The organism is Vibrio sp. THAF190c, from assembly GCF_009363355.1.
Taxonomy (GTDB): Bacteria; Pseudomonadota; Gammaproteobacteria; order Enterobacterales; family Vibrionaceae; genus Vibrio; species Vibrio fortis_A.
The window spans coordinates 3288989-3313709 of sequence record NZ_CP045338.1 but is presented as its reverse complement, the minus strand read 5'-3'; the positions used below and the strand labels follow the sequence as shown (position 1 = coordinate 3313709).

The following is a 24721-nucleotide window of genomic DNA, read 5'->3' as shown; positions in this document are numbered from 1 at the left end:
GGTGCCCCCACTCTATTTAAGTTATTTGAAATGACGGGCAATTTTACCTGTTGATAAATCAGATCGCCAGCAATTGATCGCGGATCCAGTGAATAAGATCTAAGTTATTCACAATAATTTTAGCCAAAATGTCTGGATCCACACAAATTGCCCCAAATTTACTCACATAATGATCCACTTATGCCCGGATCCTGTCTAGTTATCCCCAAAATTAGAATTCAATCTGGTTATGGTTAATAACATCTGGTTATTTATTCTATTGACTGTTTTCCCAGTAACATCTCACCCCATAATGATAAGGAGTTACCAAATGAAAAACTGGGTTAAAGCTGCAATTGCGGCTATCGCACTATCTGCTGCTACTGTTCAAGCTGCCACTGAAGTAAAAGTAGGCATGTCTGGCCGTTATTTCCCGTTCACGTTTGTGAAGCAAGATAAGCTACAAGGCTTTGAAGTGGATCTGTGGGATGAAATTGGTAAACGTAATGACTACAAAGTGGAGTACGTAACAGCGAACTTCTCTGGTCTATTCGGTCTTCTTGAAACAGGTCGTATCGATACGATCTCAAACCAAATCACAATGACAGACGCACGTAAGGCAAAATACCTATTTGCTGACCCGTACGTGGTTGATGGCGCACAGATTACTGTACGTAAAGGTAACGACAGCATTAAAGGTATTGAAGACCTAGATGGTAAAACCGTTGCGGTTAACCTAGGCTCAAACTTTGAACAGCTGCTACGTAACTACGACAAAGACGGCAAAATCAACGTAAAAACTTACGACACAGGTATTGAGCACGATGTAGCACTAGGTCGCGCAGATGCTTTTGTTATGGACCGCCTATCAGCTCTTGAGCTAATCAAGAAAACAGGTCTACCGTTGCAACTAGCAGGTCAACCTTTCGAAACTATCGAAAACGCATGGCCATTTGTTGATAACGAAAACGGTAAGAAGCTTCAAGCCGAAGTAAACGAAGCACTTGCAGCAATGCGTGCTGACGGTACGCTAGAGAAAATCTCTGAGAAGTGGTTTGGTGCGGACATTACTAAGAAGTAATTACTCACTCTAAACAGCCATAACCCACTGCTTTTCTCTGCAGTGGGTTTTTCTTTTTCTAGTCACTAATAACCACAACACATTACCCAACGCCTGACATAACCAAACGAGATAGATTATGGGATTTGACTTTAATTACATGCTGGAGTTGCTACCGATACTGTTTAAGTATCTAGGCACAACCATGGAGATGGCAATATGGGGCCTATTCTTTGCCCTGATCCTGTCTGTGATACTAGCAAACATTCGTGTGTTCAAAATCCCAGTACTGGATCAACTCAGCCAACTCTATATTAGCTTCTTCCGTGGTACCCCACTGCTGGTACAGCTATTCCTGCTTTACTACGGCTTACCGCAAGTGTTCCCATGGATGGTTGGCTTAGATGCCTTCAGTGCCGCAGTTATTGGTTTAACATTGCACTTCGCCGCCTACATGGCAGAGAGTATTCGTGCCGCGATTATTGGTATCGACCGCAGCCAAATGGAGGCGAGTCTTTCGGTAGGTATGACGACCAGTCAGGCGATGCGCCGTGTGATCCTGCCACAGGCAACACGTGTCGCTCTACCGTCACTGATGAACTACTTCATTGATATGATTAAGTCGACCTCGCTTGCCTTCACCCTTGGTGTGGCTGAGATTATGGCAAAAGCGCAAATGGAGGCATCTTCAAGCTTCCGTTTCTTCGAAGCGTTCTTAGCCGTAGCACTTATCTACTGGGGTGTGGTGGTGATTTTAACTCGTATTCAACTTTGGGCCGAAGCGAAACTGAATAAGGCGTATGCACGATGATCAAATTAGAAAATATCCACAAGCAGTTTGGAGAGACGGAAGTCCTTAAAGGTATCGACCTTGAAATCCAACAAGGTGAGATTATCGTTATCATCGGTTCGAGTGGTACTGGTAAGTCGACCCTATTGCGTTGCGTGAACTTTCTAGAACACGCCGATCAAGGTTCGATTGCGATTGATGACATCAAGGTGGACGTTGAAAATCACACCAAAGCAGAGGTATTAGCGCTGCGTCGTAAGACCGGCTTTGTCTTCCAAAACTACGCACTGTTTGCGCATCAAACTGCCAAGCAAAACATCGCTGAAGGTTTGATCACGGTACGTGGTTGGAAGAAGCAGCAAGCCTATGAAAAAGCACAACAAATACTTGATGATATTGGTCTAGGCGACAAAGCTGATAGCTACCCTGCGGCGCTCTCAGGCGGTCAACAACAGCGTGTTGGTATTGGCCGTGCCATGGCCCTTCAACCAGAGCTACTTCTGTTCGATGAGCCGACTTCTGCACTCGATCCTGAGTGGGTCGGTGAAGTACTTAACCTAATGAAAAAACTGGCAAATCAGCATCAAACTATGCTGGTGGTTACCCATGAAATGCAGTTCGCGAGAGAAGTCGCGGATCGAGTGATCTTCATGGCTGACGGCCACATTGTCGAGCAAGGATCTCCACAGGATATTTTTGGTAATCCACAAGATCCTAAATTAAAAAAATTCCTAAATAAGGTTGGGATCGAGTAAGGATCCTTGAGATTTTAGAGATTCTACGTATAATCCCCCGACCGGAATTTTAGTTAACCCAATCATTGACACTTTTTGTGACAGTGATTACAATTCCGCCTCTTTGTTGAGAGGCGTCGGTTCTCCTTTCTTTATATAAAGAGGGAAACAATGCCCACGCCGGGTTTAACAAAAACCTAAAACTACTGATCAGTAAGGTAATTACAATGAAACGCACTTTTCAACCTACAGTTCTAAAGCGTAAGCGTACTCACGGTTTCCGTGCTCGCATGGCTACTAAGAACGGTCGCGCAACAATCAATGCACGTCGTGCAAAAGGCCGTAAGCGTCTTTCTAAGTAATCTTTGATTATTTTGAAAAAGCTAGCCTTCGGTCGGGAGTTACGCTTGTTAACTCCCGAACATTATCAAAATGTCTTCAAGCAAGCTCATCGAGCTGGCTCCCCTCATTTCACCATCATTGCTCGTAAAAACTCTCTTTCAAATCCTCGTCTTGGATTAGCCGTTCCGAAAAAGCAGATTAAAACCGCCGTTGGTCGCAATAAATTTAAGCGCCTATGCCGTGAAAGCTTTCGTAACAATCAACACAAACTTCCTAACAAAGATTTTGTTGTTATTGCTAAAAAGAGCGCGCAAGATTTGAGCAATGAAGAAATGTTCAAATTATTAGACAAATTATGGCTTCGCCTGTCTCGCCCTTCGCGTGGTTAGCGCTAATACCTATCTATTTCTATAGATGGTTCATTAGTCCACTCATTGGCCCTCGCTGCCGATTTACTCCAACCTGCTCTTTATATGCGATAGAAGCGTTGAAAGCTCACGGTTTTGTAAAAGGGTGTTGGTTATCAGGCAAACGTCTATTAAAATGCCATCCTTTGAACGAAGGGGGCTATGACCCCGTTCCACCAGTCCAAAAACAAGACAGAGATAAATAACGATGGATTCTCAACGTAATATCCTGTTAATCGCACTGGCTCTGGTATCTTTCTTACTGTTCCAACAGTGGAACGTAGCGAAGAACCCAGCACCACAAGCGGTTGAGCAGGCACAATCTGGCAGCACTCTACCAGCGCCATCTTATGCAGACGACCTAGATCCAGCTCCGGGTCAAGTTGCTTCGGCAAAAGCGATCACAGTAACCACTGATGTACTGACTCTGTCAATTGATACGGTTGGTGGCGACGTGGTATCGGCAAGCCTTAACGACTACTCTGCTGAATACGATTCAGAAGACAGCTTTGTTCTACTTAAGAACGAACCTGGTCACCAATTCATCGCTCAAAGTGGTCTTGTTGGCCCACAAGGTATCGACCTAAGCAGCACGAACCGCCCAAGCTACACAGTTTCAGCTGACAGCTTCACACTGGCGGATGGTCAAGATGAACTACGCATCCCAATGACCTACCAAGCGAACGGCCTTGATTACACCAAAACATTCATCCTTAAGCGCGGCAGCTACGCGATTGATGTTGAATACGATGTCGTGAACAACTCAGGCAACAACGCAACATTTGGTATGTACGCTCACCTACGTCAAAACGTAATGGATGACGGCGGTAGCCTAACAATGCCAACTTACCGTGGTGGTGCTTACTCTACGGAAGATACGCGTTACAAAAAATACAGCTTCGACGACATGCAAGATCGCAACCTGTCTCTTAACCTAGCAAACGGTCAAGGTTGGGCAGCGATGATCCAACACTACTTTGCAAGTGCATGGATCCCACGCGACGAAGCAGGCAGCAACCTTTACACTCGTGTGATTGGCAACCTTGGCGACATCGGTGTTCGCATGCCAAACAAGACGATTGCAAATGGCGACCAAGCAAACTTCACAGCCACACTATGGGTTGGTCCAAAACTTCAAGACCAAATGGCTGAAGTTGCACCAAACCTAGACCTAGTAGTGGACTACGGCTGGCTATGGTTTATTGCGAAACCACTTCATACTCTGCTTTCGTTCATTCAAGGCTTTGTATCGAACTGGGGTGTAGCAATCATCATCCTAACATTCATCGTTCGTGGTGCTATGTACCCACTAACGAAAGCTCAGTACACGTCTATGGCGAAAATGCGTATGCTTCAGCCTAAGCTGACTGCAATGCGTGAGCGTATTGGCGATGACCGTCAACGCATGAGCCAAGAAATGATGGAACTGTACAAGAAAGAGAAAGTAAACCCGCTAGGCGGCTGTCTACCTATCCTTCTACAGATGCCTATCTTCATTTCTCTATACTGGGCACTAATGGAGTCTGTTGAACTGCGTCACTCACCGTTCTTCGGTTGGATTACTGACCTTTCAGCACAAGACCCTTACTACATCTTGCCACTTCTAATGGGTGCTTCAATGTTCCTAATTCAGAAGATGAGCCCGACAACAGTAACGGATCCAATGCAGCAGAAGATCATGACCTTCATGCCGGTTATGTTCACATTCTTCTTCCTGTTCTTCCCATCTGGTCTGGTTCTTTACTGGCTAGTATCGAACATCGTAACTCTGATTCAGCAAACGCTTATCTACAAGCAGCTGGAGAAGAAAGGCTTACACTCTAAGTAAGCGTTACGCAGTCGGTAAGACTAAGAGTTAAAAGAAAGGCGGCCAAAAGGTCGCCTTTTTGTTTTGGGCTGATTACAATTCAGCTAATTGATTAATCGTGAGCGCCCTGTCGGCGTTCACTTGCTAGCAGGCACAACTATGACTACAGATACGATTGTTGCTCAAGCGACCGCGCCCGGGCGTGGTGGTGTCGGTATTATCCGCGTTTCAGGCCCACAGGCAGCTCAGGTTGCTCTAGAGGTAACTGGTAAGGTTTTAAAACCTCGCTACGCTGAGTACCTGCCATTCAAATCTCATGATGGTATTGAGCTAGACCAAGGTATTGCCCTTTACTTCCCTAACCCGCACTCCTTCACTGGTGAAGATGTTCTTGAGCTTCAAGGTCACGGTGGCCCTGTGGTTATGGATATGTTGATTAAGCGTATCCTAACCATCTCAGGCGTACGTGCAGCACGTCCCGGCGAGTTCTCAGAGCGCGCATTCCTCAATGACAAAATGGATTTAACCCAAGCAGAAGCGATTGCTGACCTGATTGATGCAAGCTCTGAAGAAGCGGCAAAATCGGCACTCCAGTCACTGCAGGGTGAATTCTCGAAGCGCATCAACACGCTGGTGGAGTCACTGATCCACTTACGTATCTATGTTGAGGCGGCAATCGACTTCCCAGAAGAAGAGATCGACTTCCTAGCCGACGGAAAAGTAAGTGCTGACTTACAGGCTATCATCGACAACTTGGAAGCGGTTCGCCAAGAGGCTAACCAAGGTGCCATCATGCGCGAAGGCATGAAGGTGGTGATTGCTGGTCGTCCTAATGCGGGTAAATCGAGCCTACTCAACGCACTATCTGGTAAAGAGTCCGCTATCGTAACTGATATTGCTGGTACTACACGTGACGTACTGCGTGAACATATCCACATTGATGGCATGCCACTGCATATCATCGACACTGCAGGCCTGCGTGACGCATCTGACGAAGTCGAGAAAATCGGCATTGAACGTGCTTGGGAAGAGATTGAACAAGCAGACCGAGTGTTATTTATGGTGGATGGTACAACCACAGACGCGACTGACCCGAAAGATATCTGGCCTGATTTTGTTGATCGCCTACCGGCTAAAATCGGTATGACGGTGATCCGTAATAAAGCCGATCAAACGGGTGAAGAGCTAGGGATCTGTCATGTGAATGACCCAACGCTCATTCGTCTATCGGCGAAAACAGGCCAAGGTATTGATTCTCTTCGTAATCATCTAAAAGAGTGCATGGGCTTTGCTGGTGGCCACGAGGGCGGCTTCATGGCACGCCGACGTCACCTTGATGCACTAGAACGCGCATCAGAGCACCTGGATATTGGTCAGCAACAGCTTGAAGGCTATATGGCAGGTGAAATCTTGGCAGAGGAGCTGCGGATTGCTCAACAGCACCTTAACGAGATTACCGGTGAGTTCAGCTCAGACGACCTACTCGGTCGCATCTTCTCTTCTTTCTGTATTGGTAAATAAAAACTTAGGGTGAGCATGGCTCGCCCTTTTTATAAGGAAATATCCATGATCCACATTATTACGGGCAGCACACTCGGTGGGGCTGAGTACGTTGGTGATCACTTAAATGATCTCCTCGAAGAACAAGGTCAGGCAATCACGCTCCACAATCAACCTGAGTATGCATCGATCCCGCAGCAAGATACTTGGTTGATCGTGACATCAACTCATGGTGCAGGCGAATTCCCAGACAATATTAAGCCATTCATTGCCGATCTGACCGAGCAAGCACCTCAACTCGATAAGGTTCGTTTTGCTGTAATTGCGATTGGTGACTCAAGCTACGACACCTTCTGCGCCGCAGGCCAAGCCGCCTACGAGTTATTAACAAATCTTGGCGCACAAGCGATTTCTGACTGTTTTACCATCGATGTATTGGAGACTCCGGTACCCGAAGACGCTGCAGAAGAGTGGTTTAACGATCATAGTGAGCAGTTTTAGAGCTCTATAATCGATAAAAAAGCGGCGAAAGCCGCTTTTTTTGTACCCAAAACCACCAGCTGTGAATAACTTTTACCAATGAAATGGCACTTTTTTCTCATTTATTGCCATTTTCCTTGTGGATAAGATCATAGAAATACAGTGATTAACCTATAGTTATCCAAATAACAACTTAAGATCACTTTTCGTGGTGTGTATAAGTGGCCTTTTTGATCCCAGCTAATCCTCATCCTGATCAAAATTAGATCACATCATTTGATCCAAAAAAGATCCATGATCTTGTTGATCATTTTTGAGTTATCCACAGAACCTCTCGATCCTAATAATAGATCCAATAAAAGATCTCTTTAAAGATCTTATCTATATTATTTAAAAATAGCGTTCCTGAAAAATTCCAAAAACGTTTTCTCACGCTATGAAAACAGGTAGAATATCGCTCCTTTTTATCTGTCTAGAAATCGTTTGAATACCTGAGGTCGGTTCATGCTTTATCACGAAAAATTTGACGTCATCGTAGTCGGTGGCGGCCATGCAGGAACGGAAGCCGCACTCGCATCTGCGCGTACTGGTCAAAGTACGTTACTCCTTACTCACAATATCGATACCCTGGGACAAATGTCTTGTAACCCAGCGATTGGTGGTATTGGTAAGGGACACTTAGTAAAAGAAGTCGATGCAATGGGTGGATTGATGGCTCAAGCCATTGATCATGCAGGTATTCAATTCCGTACTCTTAATGCCTCTAAGGGACCAGCTGTTCGTGCTACACGCGCTCAAGCTGACCGTGCCCTGTACAAAGCGTACGTTCGCAGCACCTTAGAAAACACACCAAACCTGACTCTGTTCCAACAGTCAGTGGATGATTTGATCGTAGAACAGGATCAAGTCGTCGGTGTTGTGACGCAAATGGGACTGAAATTCCATGCTAAGGCTGTGGTATTAACGGTTGGTACATTCCTAGGCGGTAAGATCCATATCGGTATGGAAAGTTCATCAGGTGGTCGCGCAGGTGATCCACCATCGATCGCATTGGCTCAGCGTCTGCGTGATCTTCCTTTCCGTGTTGATCGCCTAAAAACGGGTACTCCACCGCGTATTGATGCTCGTAGTGTCGATTTCTCTGAACTTGAGGTTCAGCACGGTGATAATCCAACACCTGTTTTCTCATTCGTGGGTAACCGTGCGCAGCAGCCACGTCAAATCCCGTGTTATATCACGCACACTAACGAATCTACTCATGAAGTGATTCGCAACAACCTAGACCGCAGCCCAATGTATGCGGGCGTGATTGAGGGTATCGGTCCGCGTTACTGTCCTTCAATCGAAGATAAGGTGATGCGTTTTGCAGATAAGAACAGCCACCAGATTTTCATCGAGCCGGAAGGCCTAACCACGCACGAGCTATACCCAAATGGTATCTCGACCAGCTTGCCATTCGATGTTCAGGTGCAGATTGTTCGCTCAATGAAAGGCTTCGAGAATGCACACATCGTGCGTCCAGGCTATGCAATTGAGTACGATTTCTTTGATCCACGTGATTTAAAACAGACTTACGAGACTAAGTTTATCAAGGGTCTGTTCTTTGCTGGCCAGATAAATGGTACTACTGGCTATGAAGAAGCGGCGGCGCAAGGCTTGATGGCGGGCTTGAACGCAAGCTTGTTTACTCAAGGCAAAGAGGGTTGGAGCCCACGTCGTGACCAAGCGTACATGGGGGTTCTGATTGACGACCTATCAACCATGGGTACCAAAGAACCGTACCGCATGTTTACCTCTCGTGCGGAATACCGTTTGCTGCTTCGTGAAGACAACGCTGATATCCGTCTAACGGAAAAATCTCGTGAGCTGGGTCTGATTGATGATGCGCGCTGGGCACGCTTCAACGAGAAGATCGAAAACATGGAGAAAGAGCGTCAGCGTCTGAAAGAGACGTGGATTAACCCGAAATCTGAAGACATCGATGCACTTAACCAGATCCTAAAAACGCCAATGTCGCGTGAAGCGAGCGGTGAGGATCTTCTGCGTCGTCCAGAAATGACTTATTCACAACTGACGGCTCTGGATCGTTTTTCTCCAGCTTTAGACGATCAACAAGCTGCAGAACAGGTTGAAATCCAAGTAAAATACGAGGGTTACATTCAGCGTCAGCAAGATGAGATCGAAAAGTCGCTGCGTCACGAAAACACCAAACTGCCTGTTGATCTTGATTACAGCCAAGTAAAAGGTCTATCTAACGAAGTCGTACTTAAATTGTCGACGGCGAAGCCAGAGTCGATTGGTATTGCTTCTCGAATTTCAGGTATTACGCCGGCTGCAATCTCTATCCTACTGGTTTACTTGAAGAAACATGGCCTACTGAAGAAAGGTGAGGAAGCATAATGAGTGCACTACGCGAAAAACTGGATCACCTGATCAGCCAGACCGACCTAGAAGTATCAGATAAACAACGTGGCCAACTGGTTGGTTACGTTGAACTGCTCAATAAATGGAATAAGGCGTATAACCTAACTTCGGTTCGCGACCCGATGGACATGATGGTGAAACATATCTTAGATAGCATCATTGTCAGCACTCACTTACAGGGTAAGCGCTTTATTGATGTCGGTACGGGCCCAGGCCTTCCTGGTATCCCGCTCTCAATTATGAATCCTGATTGTGAGTTTTTCTTGTTGGATAGCCTTGGAAAGCGTATTCGTTTTATCAAGCAAGTCGTACATGAGCTGGGTATCGACAACGTGACACCTGTTCAAAGTCGCGTTGAAGAGTTCCAGCCAGAAGAAAAGTTTGACGCTGTGCTCAGTCGTGCGTTTGCATCAATGACAGACATGGTTGAGTGGTGTCATCATTTACCTAAAGAGCAATCCGGTGTATTTTTGGCTCTTAAAGGACAACATCCTAGAGACGAAATGGATCAGTTACCGGACTGGTGTTCAGTAACTGACATCAAAGCTTTGCAAGTTCCAGAGCTTGATGGAGAGCGTCATCTAGTAACGTTATCGCGTCAGGGATAATCAGCGAGGCCATAGTGGGTAGAATTGTAGCAATTGCCAACCAGAAAGGTGGTGTAGGAAAAACAACAACTTGCATTAATTTGGCAGCCTCTATGGCCGCCACTAAGCGCAAAGTTTTGGTTGTCGATCTCGATCCACAGGGTAATGCCACTATGGCAAGCGGTGTCGACAAGTATCAGGTTGAAGCAACTGCTTACGATTTACTGGTTGAAGACACACCTTTTGATGAGGTAGTTTGCCGCAGTACGTCGGGAAACTACGATCTCATCGCAGCCAACGGTGATGTTACCGCGGCTGAAATCAAGCTGATGGAAGTGTTTGCGCGTGAAGTGAGGCTTAAGAATGCCCTCGCGTCAGTTCGCGATAACTATGATTTCATCTTTATTGATTGCCCCCCTTCTCTAAACCTTCTTACAATTAATGCGATGGCTGCGGCGGACTCTGTTTTGGTTCCGATGCAGTGTGAATACTTTGCGTTAGAGGGTTTAACTGCCTTGATGGATACCATCAGTAAACTGGCAGCTGTTGTGAATGAGAATCTGAAGATCGAAGGCTTACTTCGTACTATGTATGATCCTCGCAACCGCTTGTCGAATGAAGTGTCTGATCAACTCAAGAAGCATTTTGGTAGCAAGGTCTACCGAACTGTGATCCCTAGAAATGTACGTCTTGCTGAGGCTCCAAGCCATGGCAAACCAGCGATGTACTACGACAAATACTCCGCCGGAGCAAAGGCCTACTTGGCACTCGCTGGCGAGATGTTACGTCGTGAAGAAGTCCCAGTTTAAATCAAACCAAAGGAATTCGCTCAATGTCTAAACGTGGTTTAGGAAAAGGGCTAGATGCATTACTTGCAACTAGCTCAATGGCTCGTGAAAAACAGCAAGTCGCTTCTCATAGTCAGGCTCTCTCTGCCGATGGTGAGTTAACCGAGCTTGCGATTGGCAGCTTGAAGCCAGGTGTCTATCAGCCACGTAAAGACATGGCGCCAGACGCGCTTGAAGAGTTAGCGGCATCGATTCAATCTCAAGGCATCATCCAGCCGATCGTTGTGCGTCCACTGTCGCAAGATCATTATGAGATCATTGCCGGTGAGCGTCGTTGGCGTGCGGCTCGCCAAGCAGGCCTAAAGCAGGTGCCATGTTTGGTGAAAAAGGTTGAAGATCGCGCGGCAATTGCGATGGCTCTGATTGAGAACATTCAGCGTGAAGACTTGAATGTCATCGAAGAGGCGCAAGCGCTAGAGCGTCTACAGAACGAGTTTGAGCTAACGCATCAGAAGGTCGCTGAAGTGATTGGTAAATCACGTACTACAGTGAGTAACCTTCTACGCCTCAATCAGCTAGCAGCGCCAGTGAAAGAGTTGGTGGTGACTAAGCAGCTTGAAATGGGTCATGCTCGCGCATTGTTGGCGCTAGAAGGTGAGCAACAAGTAGAGGCAGCGAACACCGCTGCACGCAAGCAATTGACGGTTCGCCAGACCGAGCAACTTGTCAAAAAGTGCCTAAAACCAGAGGTTGAAGCGGAAACTCAGCCGCAAGACCAAGAAGCCATCGAACTTTCACGAAGACTGACGGAAAAATTGCAAGCAAACGTTACAATTGTCCGAACTGGTACAGGAAAGTCAAAAGTGACGATTACACTTGATGAGCCTCACAAATTAGAGCAACTTATTGCCAAGCTAGAGGACTAAATGAGATAATTGACTTAGGTCAATAATGTAATAAACAATAATTTTCGTACGAAAGTTGTCGGTTTGTATACAAAAATGTAAATGATTGCTGCGTTTTTATTGCAATCAGTTTGGCTGAACGTATAATTTTCGCCAATTTCTCAGCACGCTTTTAAGCGGTGGTAAGTGGGCTTAAAAGAGGAACGAATACATGGTAGCGGCGTTAGCAAGACCAGGACGAGTGCTTGCAAAGCAAATGTTATTGATCGAGCTTAGCGCGGTTATATTAGTGGCGGTGGGGTTAGGTTTAGCTGTTAATCCTGATTGGGGTTTTGCTTCACTGGTGGGTGGCGGTATTTTTGTCATTGCCAATGTGGTGTTTTGTGTGTGTGCTTTTCTCTTTTGTGGGGCGCGTGCGACAAAACTGGTTGCAGCGTCGTTCTATGCAGGCGAAGCATTAAAAATCTTAATCACAGTTTTACTATTCTCTATTGTCTACATGTATATGCAGGTGGAATTAATTCCCCTCAAACTGACCTATTTACTGGCTCTCGGTATTAATATCTTTGCGCCAGTGCTTTTCATTAACAATAAGAAATAGGACGAGTTATGGCTGCGGCAACAGCATCCGGATACATTGAACACCACTTACAGAACCTGTCTTTAGCCAAGCTAGGTTTTGTAGAGGAGACAAGTTTCTGGAACGTACATATAGACAGTCTGTTCTTCTCTGTACTAACTGGTGCGTTATTCCTTTGGGTATTTCGCTCAGTAGCAAAGCAAGCAACAGCAGGTGTACCTGGTAAGCTTCAGTGTTTTGTCGAAATGGTAGTGGAATTCGTTGGTGACAACGTTAAAGAAACTTTCCATGGTCGCAACCCGCTGATCGCTCCACTAGCACTGACTATATTCTGCTGGATTATCTTAATGAACTTGATGGACCTAGTGCCTATTGATTTCTTACCATATCCTGCAGAGCATTGGCTAGGTATCCCTTACCTGAAAGTGGTTCCTACAGCTGATGTTAATATCACCATGGCAATGGCTTTGGGCGTTTTCGCTCTGATGATCTACTACAGCATCAAAGTGAAAGGGCTTGGCGGGTTTGCTAAAGAATTGGCATTACACCCATTCAATCACCCAATTATGATTCCATTCAACTTGGTACTTGAGGTAATTTCGTTACTAGCGAAGCCACTATCTCTAGGTATGCGTTTGTTTGGTAACATGTTTGCGGGTGAGGTTGTATTCATTCTTATCGCAGCGATGCTACCGTGGTACTTACAATGGGTAGGTGCTCTACCTTGGGCTATCTTCCACATCTTGGTTATTTTGATTCAAGCATTTGTTTTCATGATGTTGACAATTGTTTACCTATCAATGGCCCACGAAGATAGTGATCACTAAAAAAAATTTTTAAGCTTTATTCTAACTATTAATGTTAATCGGAGAACGTAAATGGAAACTGTACTAAGTTTTTCAGCAATTGCTGTTGCTATTATTGTTGGTCTTTGTGCCGTAGGTACTGCAATTGGTTTTGCAATTCTTGGTGGTAAATTCCTAGAAGGTGCTGCACGTCAACCTGAAATGGCTCCTATGCTTCAAGTTAAGATGTTCATCATCGCAGGTCTACTGGATGCGGTTCCAATGATCGGTATCGTAATCGCACTTCTATTCACTTTCGCAAACCCATTCGTTGGTCAACTAGGTTAATCACTTTTAACTTCAGACAAACTCAGGTTTGTCATTGATTAACACTAAGTCCGAATAGAGGGGTAGCTGTTGTGAATATGAACGCAACTCTGCTAGGTCAAGCGATTGCTTTTTCTATGTTTGTTTGGTTCTGCATGAAATATGTATGGCCACCAATCATGCAAGCAATTGAAGAGCGTCAGAAGAAAATTGCTGACGGTCTACAAGCAGCTGAACGTGCTGCTAAAGATTTGAACCTGGCACAAGCCAACGCTTCTGAACAACTGAAAGAAGCGAAGCGCACTGCAACTGAGGTTATTGATCAGGCAAATAAGCGTAAAGCACAAATTCTAGACGAAGCTCGTGAAGAAGCTCAGGCAGAACGCCAGAAGATTCTTGCTCAAGCAGAAGCTGAACTTGAAGCTGAACGTAAACGTGCACGTGATGACCTGCGCAAACAAGTCGCAACTCTGGCAATTGCTGGTGCTGAGAAAATCCTTGAACGTACTATCGACCAAGAAGTACACAAAGATGTTCTTGACAACATTACTGCAAAACTTTAATGCAAGGGGCTGAATATGTCTGATTTGACTACAATCGCACGCCCCTATGCTAAAGCAGCCTTTGACTTTGCGGTTGAGAAGGGCGAGCTAGACCAATGGGGTCAAATGCTTACTTTCGCAGCCGAGGTCGCACAAAACGATGATATTGTTAGCCTACTGAACAGTTCAACAACTGCCAGCAAGCTAGCTGAAATTTTCATTGTAATCTGCGGCGAACAATTTGATGCACATGGCCAAAACTTTATCAAAGTGATGGCAGAGAATGGCCGACTTAAGGCTCTTCCAGATGTATGTCACGAGTTCTTCGCTCTGAAAAAAGAGCACGAGAAAGAGATCGACGTTGAAGTAACTTCAGCAGTAGAACTTTCTAAAGAACAACTGGCAGACATCAGCAGCAAATTGGAACAGCGCCTAGAGCGCAAAGTTCAGCTGAATTGCAGTATAGATGAGACTCTACTTAGTGGAGTTATTATTCGAGCCGGAGACCTAGTCATCGATAACTCAGCTCGTGGTCGTCTAGACCGCCTGAGCGATGCATTGCAGTCTTAATGGGGATTGGAGCATGCAACTTAATTCCACGGAAATTAGCGATCTAATTAAACAACGTATCGAATCTTTCGACGTTGTTAGTGAAGCTCGCAACGAGGGTACTATCGTATCGGTAAGCGATGGTATTCTTAGCATTCACGGCCTAACGGACGTGATGCAAGGTGAAATGATTGAACTACCGGGTGGCCGCTACGCACTAGCACTTAACTTGAACCGTGATTCGGTTGGTGCTGTTGTAATGGGCCCATATGCTGACCTTCAGGAAGGCATGAAAGTTACAGGTACTGGCCGCATTCTTGAAGTGCCAGTAGGTCCAGAACTACTTGGTCGTGTTGTAAACACACTGGGTGAGCCAATTGATGGTAAAGGTCCTATCGAAGCGAAACTGACTTCGCCTGTAGAAGTAATTGCACCAGGTGTAATCGACCGTAAATCGGTAGACCAACCTGTACAAACTGGTTACAAGTCTGTTGACTCAATGATCCCAATCGGTCGTGGTCAGCGTGAGCTAGTAATCGGTGACCGTCAGACTGGTAAAACAGCGATGGCGATCGATGCGATTATCAACCAAAAAGATTCTGGTATTTTCTCTATCTACGTAGCAATCGGTCAGAAAGCATCGACTATCGCTAACGTAGTTCGCAAACTAGAAGAGCACGGCGCGCTAGAAAACACTATCGTTGTTGTTGCATCTGCTTCTGAATCTGCAGCGCTACAATACCTAGCGCCATACGCAGGTTGTGCGATGGGTGAATACTTCCGTGATCGCGGTGAAGACGCACTGATTGTTTATGATGATCTATCTAAGCAAGCGGTAGCTTACCGTCAGATCTCGCTACTACTTAAGCGTCCACCAGGCCGTGAAGCATTCCCAGGTGATGTATTCTACCTTCACTCTCGTCTACTAGAGCGTGCAGCTCGTGTAAGCGAAGAGTACGTAGAAAAGTTCACTAACGGTGAAGTGAAAGGTAAGACAGGTTCTCTAACTGCTCTTCCTATCATCGAAACACAAGCTGGTGACGTATCTGCATTCGTACCGACGAACGTAATCTCGATTACCGATGGTCAGATCTTCCTACAAACTGAGCTATTCAACGCGGGCGTACGTCCAGCTGTTGACCCAGGTATCTCAGTATCTCGTGTAGGTGGTTCAGCGCAGACTAAAATCATCAAGAAGCTATCTGGCGGTATCCGTACAGCTCTAGCACAGTACCGTGAACTTGCGGCATTCGCACAGTTCTCGTCTGACCTTGATGAAGCGACTAAGAAGCAGCTAGACCACGGTCAAAAAGTTACAGAACTAATGAAGCAGAAGCAGTACGCTCCAATGTCTGTATTTGACCAAGCACTAGTAATCTTCGCTGCAGAGCGTGGTTACCTTCAAGATGTAGCGCTTGATAAGCTGCTAGATTTTGAAGCTGCTTTACTATCGTATGCTCGCAGTCACTATGCCGATCTTGCAACGCAGATCGACAAAACGGGTGTTTACAACAATGATATCGAAGCTGAGCTGAAGAAGCTTGCTGACGATTTCAAAGCAACCCAGACCTGGTAATTGGTGGGTGGCCTTAGGGTCACCTCATACCATTAACGGAGAGTAACGATGGCCGGCGCAAAAGAGATACGTAATAAAATCGGTAGTGTTAAAAGCACACAGAAGATTACGAAAGCAATGGAAATGGTAGCAGCTTCAAAAATGCGTCGTTCTCAAGACGCAATGGAAGCTACTCGTCCATATGCAGAAACAATGCGTAAAGTGATCGGTCATTTGGCTAACGGTAGCCTTGAGTATAAGCATCCTTATCTTGAGGAACGTGAAGCCAAACGTGTTGGTTACATCATCGTTTCTACAGACCGTGGTCTATGTGGCGGCTTGAACATCAACTTGTTCAAGAAAGCTATGTTAGACATGAAAGACTGGTCTGAGAAAGGTGCTGACGTTGAACTGGCAATTATCGGTTCAAAAGCAACAGCATTTTTCAACAACAGCGGCGCGAAAGTAGCGGCTCAAGTTTCTGGCCTAGGCGATAGCCCAAGCCTTGAAGACTTGATCGGTTCTGTAAGCGTAATGCTGAAGAAATATGATGAAGGTGAATTGGATCGCCTGTTCGTAGTGTTCAACAAGTTTGAAAACACTATGGTACAAGAACCAACGATCGATCAATTACTTCCTTTGCCTAAATCGGATAGCGAAGACATGCAGCGCAATCATGCTTGGGACTACATTTATGAGCCTGAGCCAAAACCACTACTAGATGCACTATTGGTTCGTTACGTCGAATCTCAAGTGTACCAAGGTGTGGTAGAGAACCTTGCTTGTGAGCAAGCGGCTCGAATGATTGCTATGAAAGCTGCAACAGACAACGCTAGCGACCTAATTGATGACTTAGAACTTGTGTACAACAAAGCCCGTCAAGCGGCAATCACACAAGAACTTTCTGAGATCGTTTCAGGCGCATCAGCGGTTTAATCGCTTTTTCGGTTAAAGCTTAGGTAAAACTAAATAGTTAGAGGATTAACGATGGCTACAGGTAAGATCGTACAGATCATCGGTGCAGTAGTCGACGTAGAGTTCCCACAGGGTGAAGTACCACGTGTATACGACGCTCTGAACGTTACTGAAGCTAAAGAACGTCTAGTTCTTGAAGTTCAGCAACAACTTGGCGGTGGCGTAGTTCGCGCAATCGTAATGGGTAGCTCTGATGGTTTACGTCGTGGTTTGACAGTAGAAAATACTGGCGCGCCAATCTCAGTACCAGTAGGTACTAAGACCCTAGGTCGTATCATGAACGTTCTAGGTGACGCGATTGATGAGTGTGGTGAAATCGGTGCAGAAGAGCACTACGCAATTCACCGCGAAGCGCCTAGCTACGAAGAGCAGTCTAACGAGACAGCACTTCTAGAAACAGGTGTTAAAGTAATCGACTTGGTTTGTCCATTCGCTAAGGGTGGTAAAATCGGTCTATTCGGTGGTGCAGGTGTAGGTAAGACCGTTAACATGATGGAACTTATCAACAACATCGCACTTCAGCACTCTGGCCTATCTGTATTTGCAGGTGTAGGTGAGCGTACTCGTGAAGGTAACGATTTCTACTTTGAGATGCAGGAAGCAGGCGTTGTAAACGTTGAAAAACCTGAAGAATCTAAAGTAGCGATGGTTTACGGTCAGATGAACGAGCCACCAGGTAACCGTCTGCGTGTTGCACTGACTGGTCTAACAATGGCAGAGCGTTTCCGTGACGAAGGTCGTGACGTTCTACTATTCGTAGATAACATCTACCGTTACACACTTGCAGGTACTGAGGTATCAGCACTTCTAGGCCGTATGCCTTCTGCGGTAGGTTACCAACCTACACTAGCTGAAGAAATGGGTGTTCTACAAGAGCGTATCACGTCAACTAAGCAAGGCTCTATCACGTCTGTACAGGCGGTATACGTACCTGCGGATGACTTGACTGACCCATCTCCAGCAACAACGTTCGCGCACTTGGATGCAACGGTTGTACTTAACCGTAACATCGCAGCTATGGGTCTATACCCAGCGATCGACCCGCTAGATTCAACTTCACGTCAACTAGATCCATTAGTAGTTGGTCAAGAGCACTACGATATCGCTCAAGGTGTACAACGTACACTTCAGCGCTACAAAGAGCTTAAAGACATCATTGCTATTCTAGGTATGGACGAGCTATCTGAAGAAGATAAGCAAGTTGTATCTCGTGCTCGTAAGATTGAGAAGTTCCTAACTCAGCCTTACCACGTAGCGGAAGTATTTACAGGTGACCCAGGCGTTTACGTACCTCTTAAAGAGACTCTACGTGGCTTCAAAGGTCTACTAGACGGTGAATACGATGACATTCCAGAGCAAGCGTTCATGTACTGCGGTACTATCGACGAAGCTATTGAGAATGCTAAGAAGCTATAAGGCTAACTAGGAGGCGATATGGCAGCAATAACCTTTCACCTAGACGTAGTAAGTGCAGAGAAAAAGCTTTTCTCTGGTCTTGTTGAGACGTTTCAGGTGACCGGTAGCGAAGGTGAACTTGGTATTTTCCATGGTCACACACCGCTGCTGACCGCTATCAAGCCTGGTATGGTGCGTATTGTTAAGCAGCACGGCCACGAAGAAATCATTTATGTTTCTGGTGGTATGGTAGAAGTTCAGCCTGGTACAGCGACTGTACTGGCTGATACAGCTATCCGTGGTGAAGAGCTAGACGCAGCAAAGGCGGAAGAAGCTAAGCGCAAGGCTGTGGAGAATATCCAAAATCAGCATGGCGACATGGACTTCGCACAAGCGGCCGGTGAACTGGCTAAAGCCATTGCTCAGTTACGAGTTATCGAACTGACAAAACAGCGTCGTTAATTTTATAGAAATTATCGATACTGAGATAAAGGCGACCTAAGGGTCGCCTTTTTGCATTTTTGGATAAGCCATATGTGTTAAATCATCAGATTATTTAATTTGTTAGCTAAAAACGGTTACAATATCGTCTTAACTAAAATAACGTCAGATAGGTTGTTCCAATGAATTTCAGCGCGGTTATCCTCGCGGCGGGTAAAGGCACTCGCATGTACTCAAACACACCAAAGGTGCTACATACCCTTGCGGGTAAGCCAATGGTTAAACACGTTATCGATACTTGTAACGGCTTGGGTGCACAAAACATCCACCTTGTTTACGGCCACGGTGGCGACCAGATGAAAGCGACTCTTGCTGAAGAGCAAGTTAACTGGGCGCTACAAGCGGAGCAACTAGGTACAGGTCACGCAGTCGATCAAGCGTCAGCGCACTTTGCTGATGATGAGAAAGTGCTGGTTCTGTACGGTGATGTTCCACTGATCTCAGCTGAAACCATTGAAAACCTATTAGATGCACAACCAACTGGCGGCATTGCGCTGCTGACTGTTGTATTAGATAACCCAACAGGTTACGGCCGTATTATTCGTAAGAATGGTCCAGTGGTTGCGATAGTTGAGCAAAAAGATGCGACAGATGAGCAGAAGCTTATCAAAGAGATCAACACGGGCGTTATGGTTGCTACGGGTGGCGATCTTAAACGCTGGTTGTCTGGTCTAAGCAATGACAACGCACAAGGCGAGTACTACCTAACAGACGTTATCGCAGCAGCTCACGATGAAGGTCGTGCGGTAGAAGCGGTACATCCAAACAGCCCTATCGAAGTTGAGGGCGTTAACGATCGCTCTCAACTTGCTCGTCTAGAGCGTGCTTACCAAGCAGAGCAAGCAGACAAACTGCTGAAGCAGGGCGTTATGCTGCGTGACCCAAGCCGTTTTGATTTACGTGGTGAACTGCAGTGCGGTATGGACGTTGAGATTGATGTTAACGTGATCATCGAAGGTAGCGTAAGCATTGGCGATAACGTGACGATCGGTGCTGGTTGTGTGCTGAAAGATTGTGAGATCGACGACAACACTGTGATTCGCCCATACAGCGTAATTGAAGGCGCGACTGTTGGTGAAGACTGTACGGTTGGTCCATTTACTCGCCTGCGTCCTGGTGCAGACATGCGTAATGACTCACACGTGGGTAACTTCGTCGAAGTGAAGAATACGCGTCTAGGTGAAGGCTCTAAGGCAAACCACCTGACTTACCTTGGCGATGCAGAGATTGGTCAACGCGTTAACGTTGGTGCAGGTGCTATTACGTGTAACTACGATGGCGCGAACAAGTTCAAGACCATCATTGGCGATGACGTGTTTGTTGGCTCTGATAGCCAGTTGATTGCTCCTGTGACGATTGCCAATGGTGCAACGGTTGGTGCTGGCTCAACAGTTACTCGTGATGTTGCTGAGAGCGAGCTAGTGATCAGTCGCGCTAAAGAGCGCAAGATTGCAAATTGGCAGCGTCCAGTGAAGAAAAAATAATCGCATCCATTATTGAACAATAGATATATGAAAGAGCCAGTTACGCGAGTAACTGGCTCTTTTTATTGTGCGCTGCTAATAAATTCATCAACGCTCCAATTGTATTTTGTTGTTGTATTGTTATTATTCGGGTTGGGGTTCTGTAAAGTTAAGGTGAAATAGAGATAATGAGATTGGTTGAGAAAAAATGGCAGACCATGCCGATCATCATCTTATCTTTTTCAATGCTGATTGGGCTGTACGGCTTTTACGTGACGTTGGAAAAGCTGGTGGTTGAGAACGAGCGTGAGCATTTGGTCTCGTTAATGTCGGATGTGATCTATGAGATTCGTGAGGACAGCGGCTCGTTTACGGCTGATACCGATATTGATGACTACATTGGCGACCTTACCCAAGCCAATACGCGATTAAGAATTCAAGTCATCGACCCACAAGGGGTTGTGATCGGAGATACCGATCTCTCTGACCATGCGCTTGCTCGGGTTGAAAATCATAGTGATCGCCCTGAATTTCAGCAGGCGCTGAAGCATGGTAACGGTAGTGATGTGCGTTTTAGTACCGTCACCTCTATTGACCGTATCTACTACTCACAAAAAGAGAGTGTGCAGGGCAAAGACTTTGTGGTGGTGATCTCCTCGCCAATGCATCAGCTTAAGCAGATGAACTTCCAGCTGATGGGCATTCTGATTGGTATGGTGTTACTGAGTTTGAGCTTCTTGATCGGTACCTCTTACGTCAGCAACCGCCAGATCACTCACCGCGTTGAAGAAGAGCAGAAGAAGCAAGATGAGCGCATCCGTCAGCGTACTCATGAGATTGAGTTGATGCACCGCTTAGCCAACATGCTGGCGGCGTGTAACAACATGGTTGAAGCGCAGCAAATCGTCTCTGATATCTTGCCGAGAATCCTTGGCAACATTAACGGTAGTGTTTCACTGATGCGTGCCTCACGTAACCAATTAATTACCCAGCTAGACTGGGGCGAAACTTGGCCAGGTAGCTCAAGTTTTGCGCCTGAAGAGTGCTGGTCTCTGCGTAAGGGGCGCCCACATCAATCGAATGATGATTTTCACTCGTTGACTTGCGGACACATGCACGAGATGGAAAACAACCAAACCCTGTGCATTCCATTGACCGCGCATGGCAACACCATTGGCATTATGCATCTCTATTTTGGCCAAGGTCACATCATGATTGACCCTATTACCGAGCAACTGGCTTTTAGTGTGTCTGAGCACCTAGGCTTGGCACTGGCTAATCTGAGCCTGCAAGAGAAACTGCGCTCTCAGGCCCTAAGCGATCCGCTCACGGGTCTATTCAACCGTCGCTTCTTCGAGCAAAAACTGGAAGAACACTCGATGAATTCAGCCACCAGCGAGCAGCCACTATCGCTATTAATGCTCGATTTGGATCACTTCAAACGCTTCAATGACAACTTTGGTCATGACGCGGGCGACTTTGTACTAAAAGAGATCAGTGCACTACTCAAGCAGAGTGTTAGTGAAGATGAGATTGCTTGTCGCCTTGGTGGGGAAGAGTTGGCGGTGTTGCTGCCGCACTATTCTATGCAACAAGCGACGGAGTTTGCTCAAGGTCTATGTGATGCTGTGCGCTCGATGCACCTGGAACACAAAGGCTTATCTCTAGGGCAGCTGGGCGTTTCTATTGGTGTCGCGACTTACCCTAAGCCAGCTTCTGATACAGAATCTCTGGTTAAGATGGCAGACAGTGCGTTGTACATGGCCAAGGATATGGGGCGTAGCCGTGTAATTAACTACGATGAGTACAGTCGTCATAAGGCGCCAGCGCTGGAAGTGGTGGAGAGTGAGAGCTGATTGAGTTCTATGAGAGAAGAAAAGAGCGAGTATTAAACTCGCTCTTTTTAGTTTTGAATGAATGAGCAGGCTAGTCCTGGTTGTCTTCAGCGACTACGCGCGAGTTATCCGGCGCAGAGAAGTGCTGAGACAGCTCTTTATTTGAGAAGATGTAACCAAACCATAAGCCACCCAGACAGATCACGATAGCGACACCGGTAACGCTCAGTGCTTGGCTTGCCATTGCTGCAACCAGTGCACTTGCTAGGCTGCTAATACAGATCTGTAAGCTGTTCTGTAGACCTGCAGCCGTCGCTGGGCTCTGTTTGGCACTTGATAGCGCGCGGTTTACTACGATTGGGTAAAGTGCGCCATTTGCTACTGCAATCAGACAGAATGGGGCTAATAGAGGCCAAATAGACATCAGTTCCCACTGTGAGGCGATGAAGATAAGCATTGCCGCCACACTGAATAGACCCACTAGGTTGCGCAGCACCACACCATCACCGTATTTCTTCACCGCTTGTTTACCAAAGTAGCCACCCGCCATAAACGCAATCGTCTGTGGGATAAAGCTTAGGCCAATGTCTTTTGCTTCATAACCTAGCTGAGCCATGATCTCTGGCATGCCCGTTAGGTAGGCAAAGAAAGCGGCCGATGCTGAAGCGAACATCAGTACATTACCCAAGTAAGGTTTAGATTTAACTAGCGCCTTAATATCAGATTTAATAGAGGTTTGTTTTACCTCTGGTTGTTCTTTTGGTTGAGCCATCGTAGTTGCAACCAATAGCGCACCCATTAGAGTTAGAGTAATGAAGATGCTGTGCCAACCAAAGTTATCCGCTAGAAGCACACCCAGTTGAGGCGCCAGTGCTGGAGATAGCGCCACTAAAGGCATGATGGTTGCAAAAATTTGTTGGCTGCTGCTTTGTGAATAGCGCTTGATTACCATCGCTTGCCAGATCACAGCAGGAGCACAGACACCGATCGCTTGGATAAAGCGCAGTGTCAGCAGTTGCCAAACCTCAGTGCTGAAAGCCAAACCAAATGATGCTGCCGTAAACAGAACTAGACCGACAGCCAGTGTGTTGCGGTGGCCATATTTATCGCTGGCAAGACCCCAAAGAAGCTGACCCATTGCCATGCCGCCAAGGAATACCGTTAGAGATAGGGCAATCTGCTCTGGGCCGGTTGCAAAGTCGATCTCCATTGCCTTAAATGCAGGTAGATACATATCGGTCGCGATGAAACCTAGCATGGACAGAACTGCAAGGTAGGTCAGCTGAAACTTAGAAATATTCATAAAATGCCATTAAGCTGTTGTAGTGATGTATTTATCATCAAAATTATTGTTTGTTGTTGGGTGACGTCATGCCCGTTTTATGTACGCTGACATTCTATTTTTCTGCTTTGTTAAAATAAAACGCTAAAATATGTGGTTATCAATCAAAAAATTTGAAGGCTTATGTTCTCTAAATCATCGTTAGAAATGCTCGACACTGTGGCGAGGTTGGGAAGTTTCACGGCTGCGGCTGAACAACTGCACAAGGTGCCATCAGCGATCAGCTACGGGGTTCGTCAGATAGAGCAAGAACTTGGTGTGCTGTTGTTTAAGCGCCTGCCGAGAAAGGTTGAACTGACACCTGCCGGAGAGGTGTTTATCGAAGAGGCACGCTCTTTATTGCGCCAGATGGAAGAGGTCAGTGCCCAGACCAAGCGAGCAGCCCGAGGGTGGAAAAAGACTCTGCGCTTAACCCTAGATAACGTGGTTAAGCTCGACAAGATGAAGCCGATGATTGAAGAGTTTTATGAGACCTTTGATTTTGCTGAACTGCAGATCAATATGGAGGTGTTCAATGGTTCTTGGGAGGCGATCGCTCAAGGGCGTGCCGATATTGTGATTGGTGCCACTTCTGCGATTCCGGTGGGCGGTGACTTTGAGGTTAAAGAGATGGGGCCGCTCGATTGGGCATTTGTTATGTCGCCAAGTCATCCGTGTGTGCGAGAGCAGAACCTTGATGAGACCTTTGTCAGTCAGTTCCCAGCTATCTGTTTAGATGACACCTCGAGCGTATTGCCCAAGCGTCATACGGGTCACTACGCTAATCAAAGGCGCTTGCTGCTGCCTAATTGGTACAGTGCTATTGAATGCCTTAAGAATGGAGTAGGGGTTGGCTATATGCCACGTCATATTGCTGCCCCTATCATTGAGCAAGGCTTGCTGGTGGAGAAAATACTGCCGGAGCCGAGCCCTCTTAGTCAGTGCTGCCTTGTGTGGCGCAAAGACGATAATCATAAGTTGATCGAGTGGATGGTGAATTACTTAGGATCCAGTGATCAATTGCATCGAGATTGGTTGGATCATCGCAAGGCGATCTAGTTGAACGATCTTTATAGTTAAGATCCAAAAG

At 46.3% G+C, this 24721-nt stretch carries 26 protein-coding genes; 25 read left to right on the top strand and 1 reads right to left on the bottom strand.

The features are described from left to right. Positions 1 to 310: 310 nt before the first annotated feature. The 24 genes from FIV04_RS15070 to FIV04_RS14955 all read left to right on the top strand — a co-directional run bounded on the left by FIV04_RS15070 (position 311) and on the right by FIV04_RS14955 (position 22331). A complete protein-coding gene (locus FIV04_RS15070; RefSeq protein WP_032548624.1) occupies positions 311 to 1060 on the top strand; it encodes an amino acid ABC transporter substrate-binding protein in 750 nt (249 codons plus the stop codon). Between the two features lie 118 nt (positions 1061 to 1178). Further along, positions 1179 to 1850 carry an amino acid ABC transporter permease gene (locus tag FIV04_RS15065; protein WP_032548625.1) on the top strand — a complete coding sequence of 224 codons (672 nt, stop codon included), beginning with the start codon at positions 1179 to 1181 and terminating at the stop codon, positions 1848 to 1850. After that, entirely contained in the window at positions 1847 to 2584 is a 738-nt protein-coding gene (locus FIV04_RS15060; protein ID WP_032548626.1) for an amino acid ABC transporter ATP-binding protein, read from the top strand. The genes FIV04_RS15065 and FIV04_RS15060 overlap by 4 nt, the downstream gene beginning before the upstream one ends. A gap of 206 nt (positions 2585 to 2790) precedes the next feature. After that, the gene (gene rpmH / locus FIV04_RS15055) at positions 2791 to 2925 is read left to right on the top strand and encodes a 50S ribosomal protein L34 (protein WP_004735800.1); all 135 of its coding nucleotides are present in this window, start codon (positions 2791 to 2793) and stop codon (positions 2923 to 2925) included. A gap of 45 nt (positions 2926 to 2970) precedes the next feature. Beyond that, positions 2971 to 3294 (top strand): ribonuclease P protein component, encoded by a 324-nt coding sequence (gene rnpA, locus FIV04_RS15050; RefSeq protein ID WP_032548627.1) that lies wholly within the window; start codon positions 2971 to 2973, stop codon positions 3292 to 3294. After that, positions 3261 to 3518 (top strand): membrane protein insertion efficiency factor YidD, encoded by a 258-nt coding sequence (gene yidD, locus FIV04_RS15045; RefSeq protein ID WP_084181753.1) that lies wholly within the window; start codon positions 3261 to 3263, stop codon positions 3516 to 3518. The genes rnpA and yidD overlap by 34 nt, the downstream gene beginning before the upstream one ends. 2 nt (positions 3519 to 3520) lie before the next feature. Beyond that, entirely contained in the window at positions 3521 to 5140 is a 1620-nt protein-coding gene (yidC, locus tag FIV04_RS15040) for a membrane protein insertase YidC (RefSeq protein WP_032548628.1), read from the top strand. Positions 5141 to 5278: 138 nt separating this feature from the next. Next, positions 5279 to 6640, top strand: coding sequence for a tRNA uridine-5-carboxymethylaminomethyl(34) synthesis GTPase MnmE (gene mnmE / locus FIV04_RS15035; RefSeq protein ID WP_152469501.1), 1362 nt, complete (start codon positions 5279 to 5281; stop codon positions 6638 to 6640). A 45-nt stretch (positions 6641 to 6685) separates the two neighbouring features. Then, on the top strand, positions 6686 to 7120 hold the full coding sequence (mioC, locus tag FIV04_RS15030; RefSeq protein WP_152469500.1) for an FMN-binding protein MioC: 435 nt from the start codon (positions 6686 to 6688) through the stop codon (positions 7118 to 7120). Between the two features lie 483 nt (positions 7121 to 7603). Then, complete coding sequence (mnmG, locus tag FIV04_RS15025; RefSeq protein WP_152469499.1) at positions 7604 to 9499, top strand: tRNA uridine-5-carboxymethylaminomethyl(34) synthesis enzyme MnmG; 1896 nt, start codon at positions 7604 to 7606, stop codon at positions 9497 to 9499. After that, positions 9499 to 10131, top strand: a complete 633-nt coding sequence (rsmG, locus tag FIV04_RS15020) for a 16S rRNA (guanine(527)-N(7))-methyltransferase RsmG (protein ID WP_150870618.1) — start codon at positions 9499 to 9501, stop codon at positions 10129 to 10131. Before mnmG ends, rsmG begins: the two co-directional genes overlap by 1 nt. Before the next feature lie 14 nt (positions 10132 to 10145). Beyond that, entirely contained in the window at positions 10146 to 10919 is a 774-nt protein-coding gene (locus tag FIV04_RS15015; RefSeq protein WP_032548633.1) for a ParA family protein, read from the top strand. Between the two features lie 23 nt (positions 10920 to 10942). Continuing rightward, the gene (locus FIV04_RS15010) at positions 10943 to 11824 is read left to right on the top strand and encodes a ParB/RepB/Spo0J family partition protein (protein WP_032548634.1); all 882 of its coding nucleotides are present in this window, start codon (positions 10943 to 10945) and stop codon (positions 11822 to 11824) included. A 190-nt stretch (positions 11825 to 12014) separates the two neighbouring features. After that, a complete protein-coding gene (locus FIV04_RS15005; RefSeq protein WP_032548635.1) occupies positions 12015 to 12404 on the top strand; it encodes a F0F1 ATP synthase subunit I in 390 nt (129 codons plus the stop codon). Between the two features lie 8 nt (positions 12405 to 12412). Further along, positions 12413 to 13210 carry a F0F1 ATP synthase subunit A gene (gene atpB / locus FIV04_RS15000; protein WP_032548636.1) on the top strand — a complete coding sequence of 266 codons (798 nt, stop codon included), beginning with the start codon at positions 12413 to 12415 and terminating at the stop codon, positions 13208 to 13210. 51 nt (positions 13211 to 13261) lie between these two features. After that, positions 13262 to 13516 carry a F0F1 ATP synthase subunit C gene (gene atpE, locus FIV04_RS14995; protein ID WP_010319963.1) on the top strand — a complete coding sequence of 85 codons (255 nt, stop codon included), beginning with the start codon at positions 13262 to 13264 and terminating at the stop codon, positions 13514 to 13516. 71 nt (positions 13517 to 13587) lie between these two features. Beyond that, complete coding sequence (gene atpF / locus FIV04_RS14990; RefSeq protein WP_032548638.1) at positions 13588 to 14058, top strand: F0F1 ATP synthase subunit B; 471 nt, start codon at positions 13588 to 13590, stop codon at positions 14056 to 14058. 15 nt (positions 14059 to 14073) lie between these two features. Then, entirely contained in the window at positions 14074 to 14607 is a 534-nt protein-coding gene (atpH, locus tag FIV04_RS14985; RefSeq protein WP_032548639.1) for a F0F1 ATP synthase subunit delta, read from the top strand. Positions 14608 to 14620: 13 nt separating this feature from the next. Next, complete coding sequence (gene atpA / locus FIV04_RS14980; RefSeq protein ID WP_150896022.1) at positions 14621 to 16162, top strand: F0F1 ATP synthase subunit alpha; 1542 nt, start codon at positions 14621 to 14623, stop codon at positions 16160 to 16162. 48 nt (positions 16163 to 16210) lie between these two features. After that, positions 16211 to 17077, top strand: coding sequence for a F0F1 ATP synthase subunit gamma (gene atpG, locus FIV04_RS14975; protein WP_032548641.1), 867 nt, complete (start codon positions 16211 to 16213; stop codon positions 17075 to 17077). Positions 17078 to 17128: 51 nt separating this feature from the next. Continuing rightward, positions 17129 to 18532 (top strand): F0F1 ATP synthase subunit beta, encoded by a 1404-nt coding sequence (atpD, locus tag FIV04_RS14970; RefSeq protein WP_150870625.1) that lies wholly within the window; start codon positions 17129 to 17131, stop codon positions 18530 to 18532. An 18-nt stretch (positions 18533 to 18550) separates the two neighbouring features. Continuing rightward, on the top strand, positions 18551 to 18973 hold the full coding sequence (locus FIV04_RS14965) for a F0F1 ATP synthase subunit epsilon (RefSeq protein WP_032548643.1): 423 nt from the start codon (positions 18551 to 18553) through the stop codon (positions 18971 to 18973). Positions 18974 to 19134: 161 nt separating this feature from the next. Continuing rightward, complete coding sequence (glmU, locus tag FIV04_RS14960) at positions 19135 to 20496, top strand: bifunctional UDP-N-acetylglucosamine diphosphorylase/glucosamine-1-phosphate N-acetyltransferase GlmU (RefSeq protein ID WP_152469498.1); 1362 nt, start codon at positions 19135 to 19137, stop codon at positions 20494 to 20496. A 224-nt stretch (positions 20497 to 20720) separates the two neighbouring features. After that, positions 20721 to 22331, top strand: coding sequence for a diguanylate cyclase (locus FIV04_RS14955; protein ID WP_152469575.1), 1611 nt, complete (start codon positions 20721 to 20723; stop codon positions 22329 to 22331). Positions 22332 to 22401: 70 nt separating this feature from the next. Here the strand turns inward: FIV04_RS14955 and punC are convergent, their stop codons facing one another. Further along, positions 22402 to 23613, bottom strand: a complete 1212-nt coding sequence (punC, locus tag FIV04_RS14950) for a purine nucleoside transporter PunC (RefSeq protein ID WP_152469497.1) — start codon at positions 23611 to 23613, stop codon at positions 22402 to 22404. Between the two features lie 162 nt (positions 23614 to 23775). Between punC and punR the strand changes: the two genes are divergently transcribed. Further along, the gene (punR, locus tag FIV04_RS14945; protein ID WP_032548647.1) at positions 23776 to 24690 is read left to right on the top strand and encodes a DNA-binding transcriptional activator PunR; all 915 of its coding nucleotides are present in this window, start codon (positions 23776 to 23778) and stop codon (positions 24688 to 24690) included. The last annotated feature ends 31 nt before the right edge of the window (positions 24691 to 24721 follow it).

Bases quoted from the DNA above. Each gene is read 5' to 3' on its own strand.
- FIV04_RS15070 (WP_032548624.1), top strand. From the start codon at position 311: ATGAAAAACTGGGTTAAAGCTGCAATTGCGGCTATCGCACTATCTGCT.
- FIV04_RS15065 (WP_032548625.1), top strand. From the start codon at position 1,179: ATGGGATTTGACTTTAATTACATGCTGGAGTTGCTACCGATACTGTTT.
- FIV04_RS15060 (WP_032548626.1), top strand. From the start codon at position 1,847: ATGATCAAATTAGAAAATATCCACAAGCAGTTTGGAGAGACGGAAGTC.
- rpmH (WP_004735800.1), top strand. From the start codon at position 2,791: ATGAAACGCACTTTTCAACCTACAGTTCTAAAGCGTAAGCGTACTCAC.
- yidD (WP_084181753.1), top strand. From the start codon at position 3,261: ATGGCTTCGCCTGTCTCGCCCTTCGCGTGGTTAGCGCTAATACCTATC.
- yidC (WP_032548628.1), top strand. From the start codon at position 3,521: ATGGATTCTCAACGTAATATCCTGTTAATCGCACTGGCTCTGGTATCT.
- mnmE (WP_152469501.1), top strand. From the start codon at position 5,279: ATGACTACAGATACGATTGTTGCTCAAGCGACCGCGCCCGGGCGTGGT.
- mioC (WP_152469500.1), top strand. From the start codon at position 6,686: ATGATCCACATTATTACGGGCAGCACACTCGGTGGGGCTGAGTACGTT.
- mnmG (WP_152469499.1), top strand. From the start codon at position 7,604: ATGCTTTATCACGAAAAATTTGACGTCATCGTAGTCGGTGGCGGCCAT.
- rsmG (WP_150870618.1), top strand. From the start codon at position 9,499: ATGAGTGCACTACGCGAAAAACTGGATCACCTGATCAGCCAGACCGAC.
- FIV04_RS15010 (WP_032548634.1), top strand. From the start codon at position 10,943: ATGTCTAAACGTGGTTTAGGAAAAGGGCTAGATGCATTACTTGCAACT.
- FIV04_RS15005 (WP_032548635.1), top strand. From the start codon at position 12,015: ATGGTAGCGGCGTTAGCAAGACCAGGACGAGTGCTTGCAAAGCAAATG.
- atpB (WP_032548636.1), top strand. From the start codon at position 12,413: ATGGCTGCGGCAACAGCATCCGGATACATTGAACACCACTTACAGAAC.
- atpE (WP_010319963.1), top strand. From the start codon at position 13,262: ATGGAAACTGTACTAAGTTTTTCAGCAATTGCTGTTGCTATTATTGTT.
- atpH (WP_032548639.1), top strand. From the start codon at position 14,074: ATGTCTGATTTGACTACAATCGCACGCCCCTATGCTAAAGCAGCCTTT.
- atpA (WP_150896022.1), top strand. From the start codon at position 14,621: ATGCAACTTAATTCCACGGAAATTAGCGATCTAATTAAACAACGTATC.
- atpG (WP_032548641.1), top strand. From the start codon at position 16,211: ATGGCCGGCGCAAAAGAGATACGTAATAAAATCGGTAGTGTTAAAAGC.
- atpD (WP_150870625.1), top strand. From the start codon at position 17,129: ATGGCTACAGGTAAGATCGTACAGATCATCGGTGCAGTAGTCGACGTA.
- FIV04_RS14965 (WP_032548643.1), top strand. From the start codon at position 18,551: ATGGCAGCAATAACCTTTCACCTAGACGTAGTAAGTGCAGAGAAAAAG.
- glmU (WP_152469498.1), top strand. From the start codon at position 19,135: ATGAATTTCAGCGCGGTTATCCTCGCGGCGGGTAAAGGCACTCGCATG.
- FIV04_RS14955 (WP_152469575.1), top strand. From the start codon at position 20,721: ATGCTGATTGGGCTGTACGGCTTTTACGTGACGTTGGAAAAGCTGGTG.
- punC (WP_152469497.1), bottom strand. From the start codon at position 23,613: ATGAATATTTCTAAGTTTCAGCTGACCTACCTTGCAGTTCTGTCCATG.
- punR (WP_032548647.1), top strand. From the start codon at position 23,776: ATGTTCTCTAAATCATCGTTAGAAATGCTCGACACTGTGGCGAGGTTG.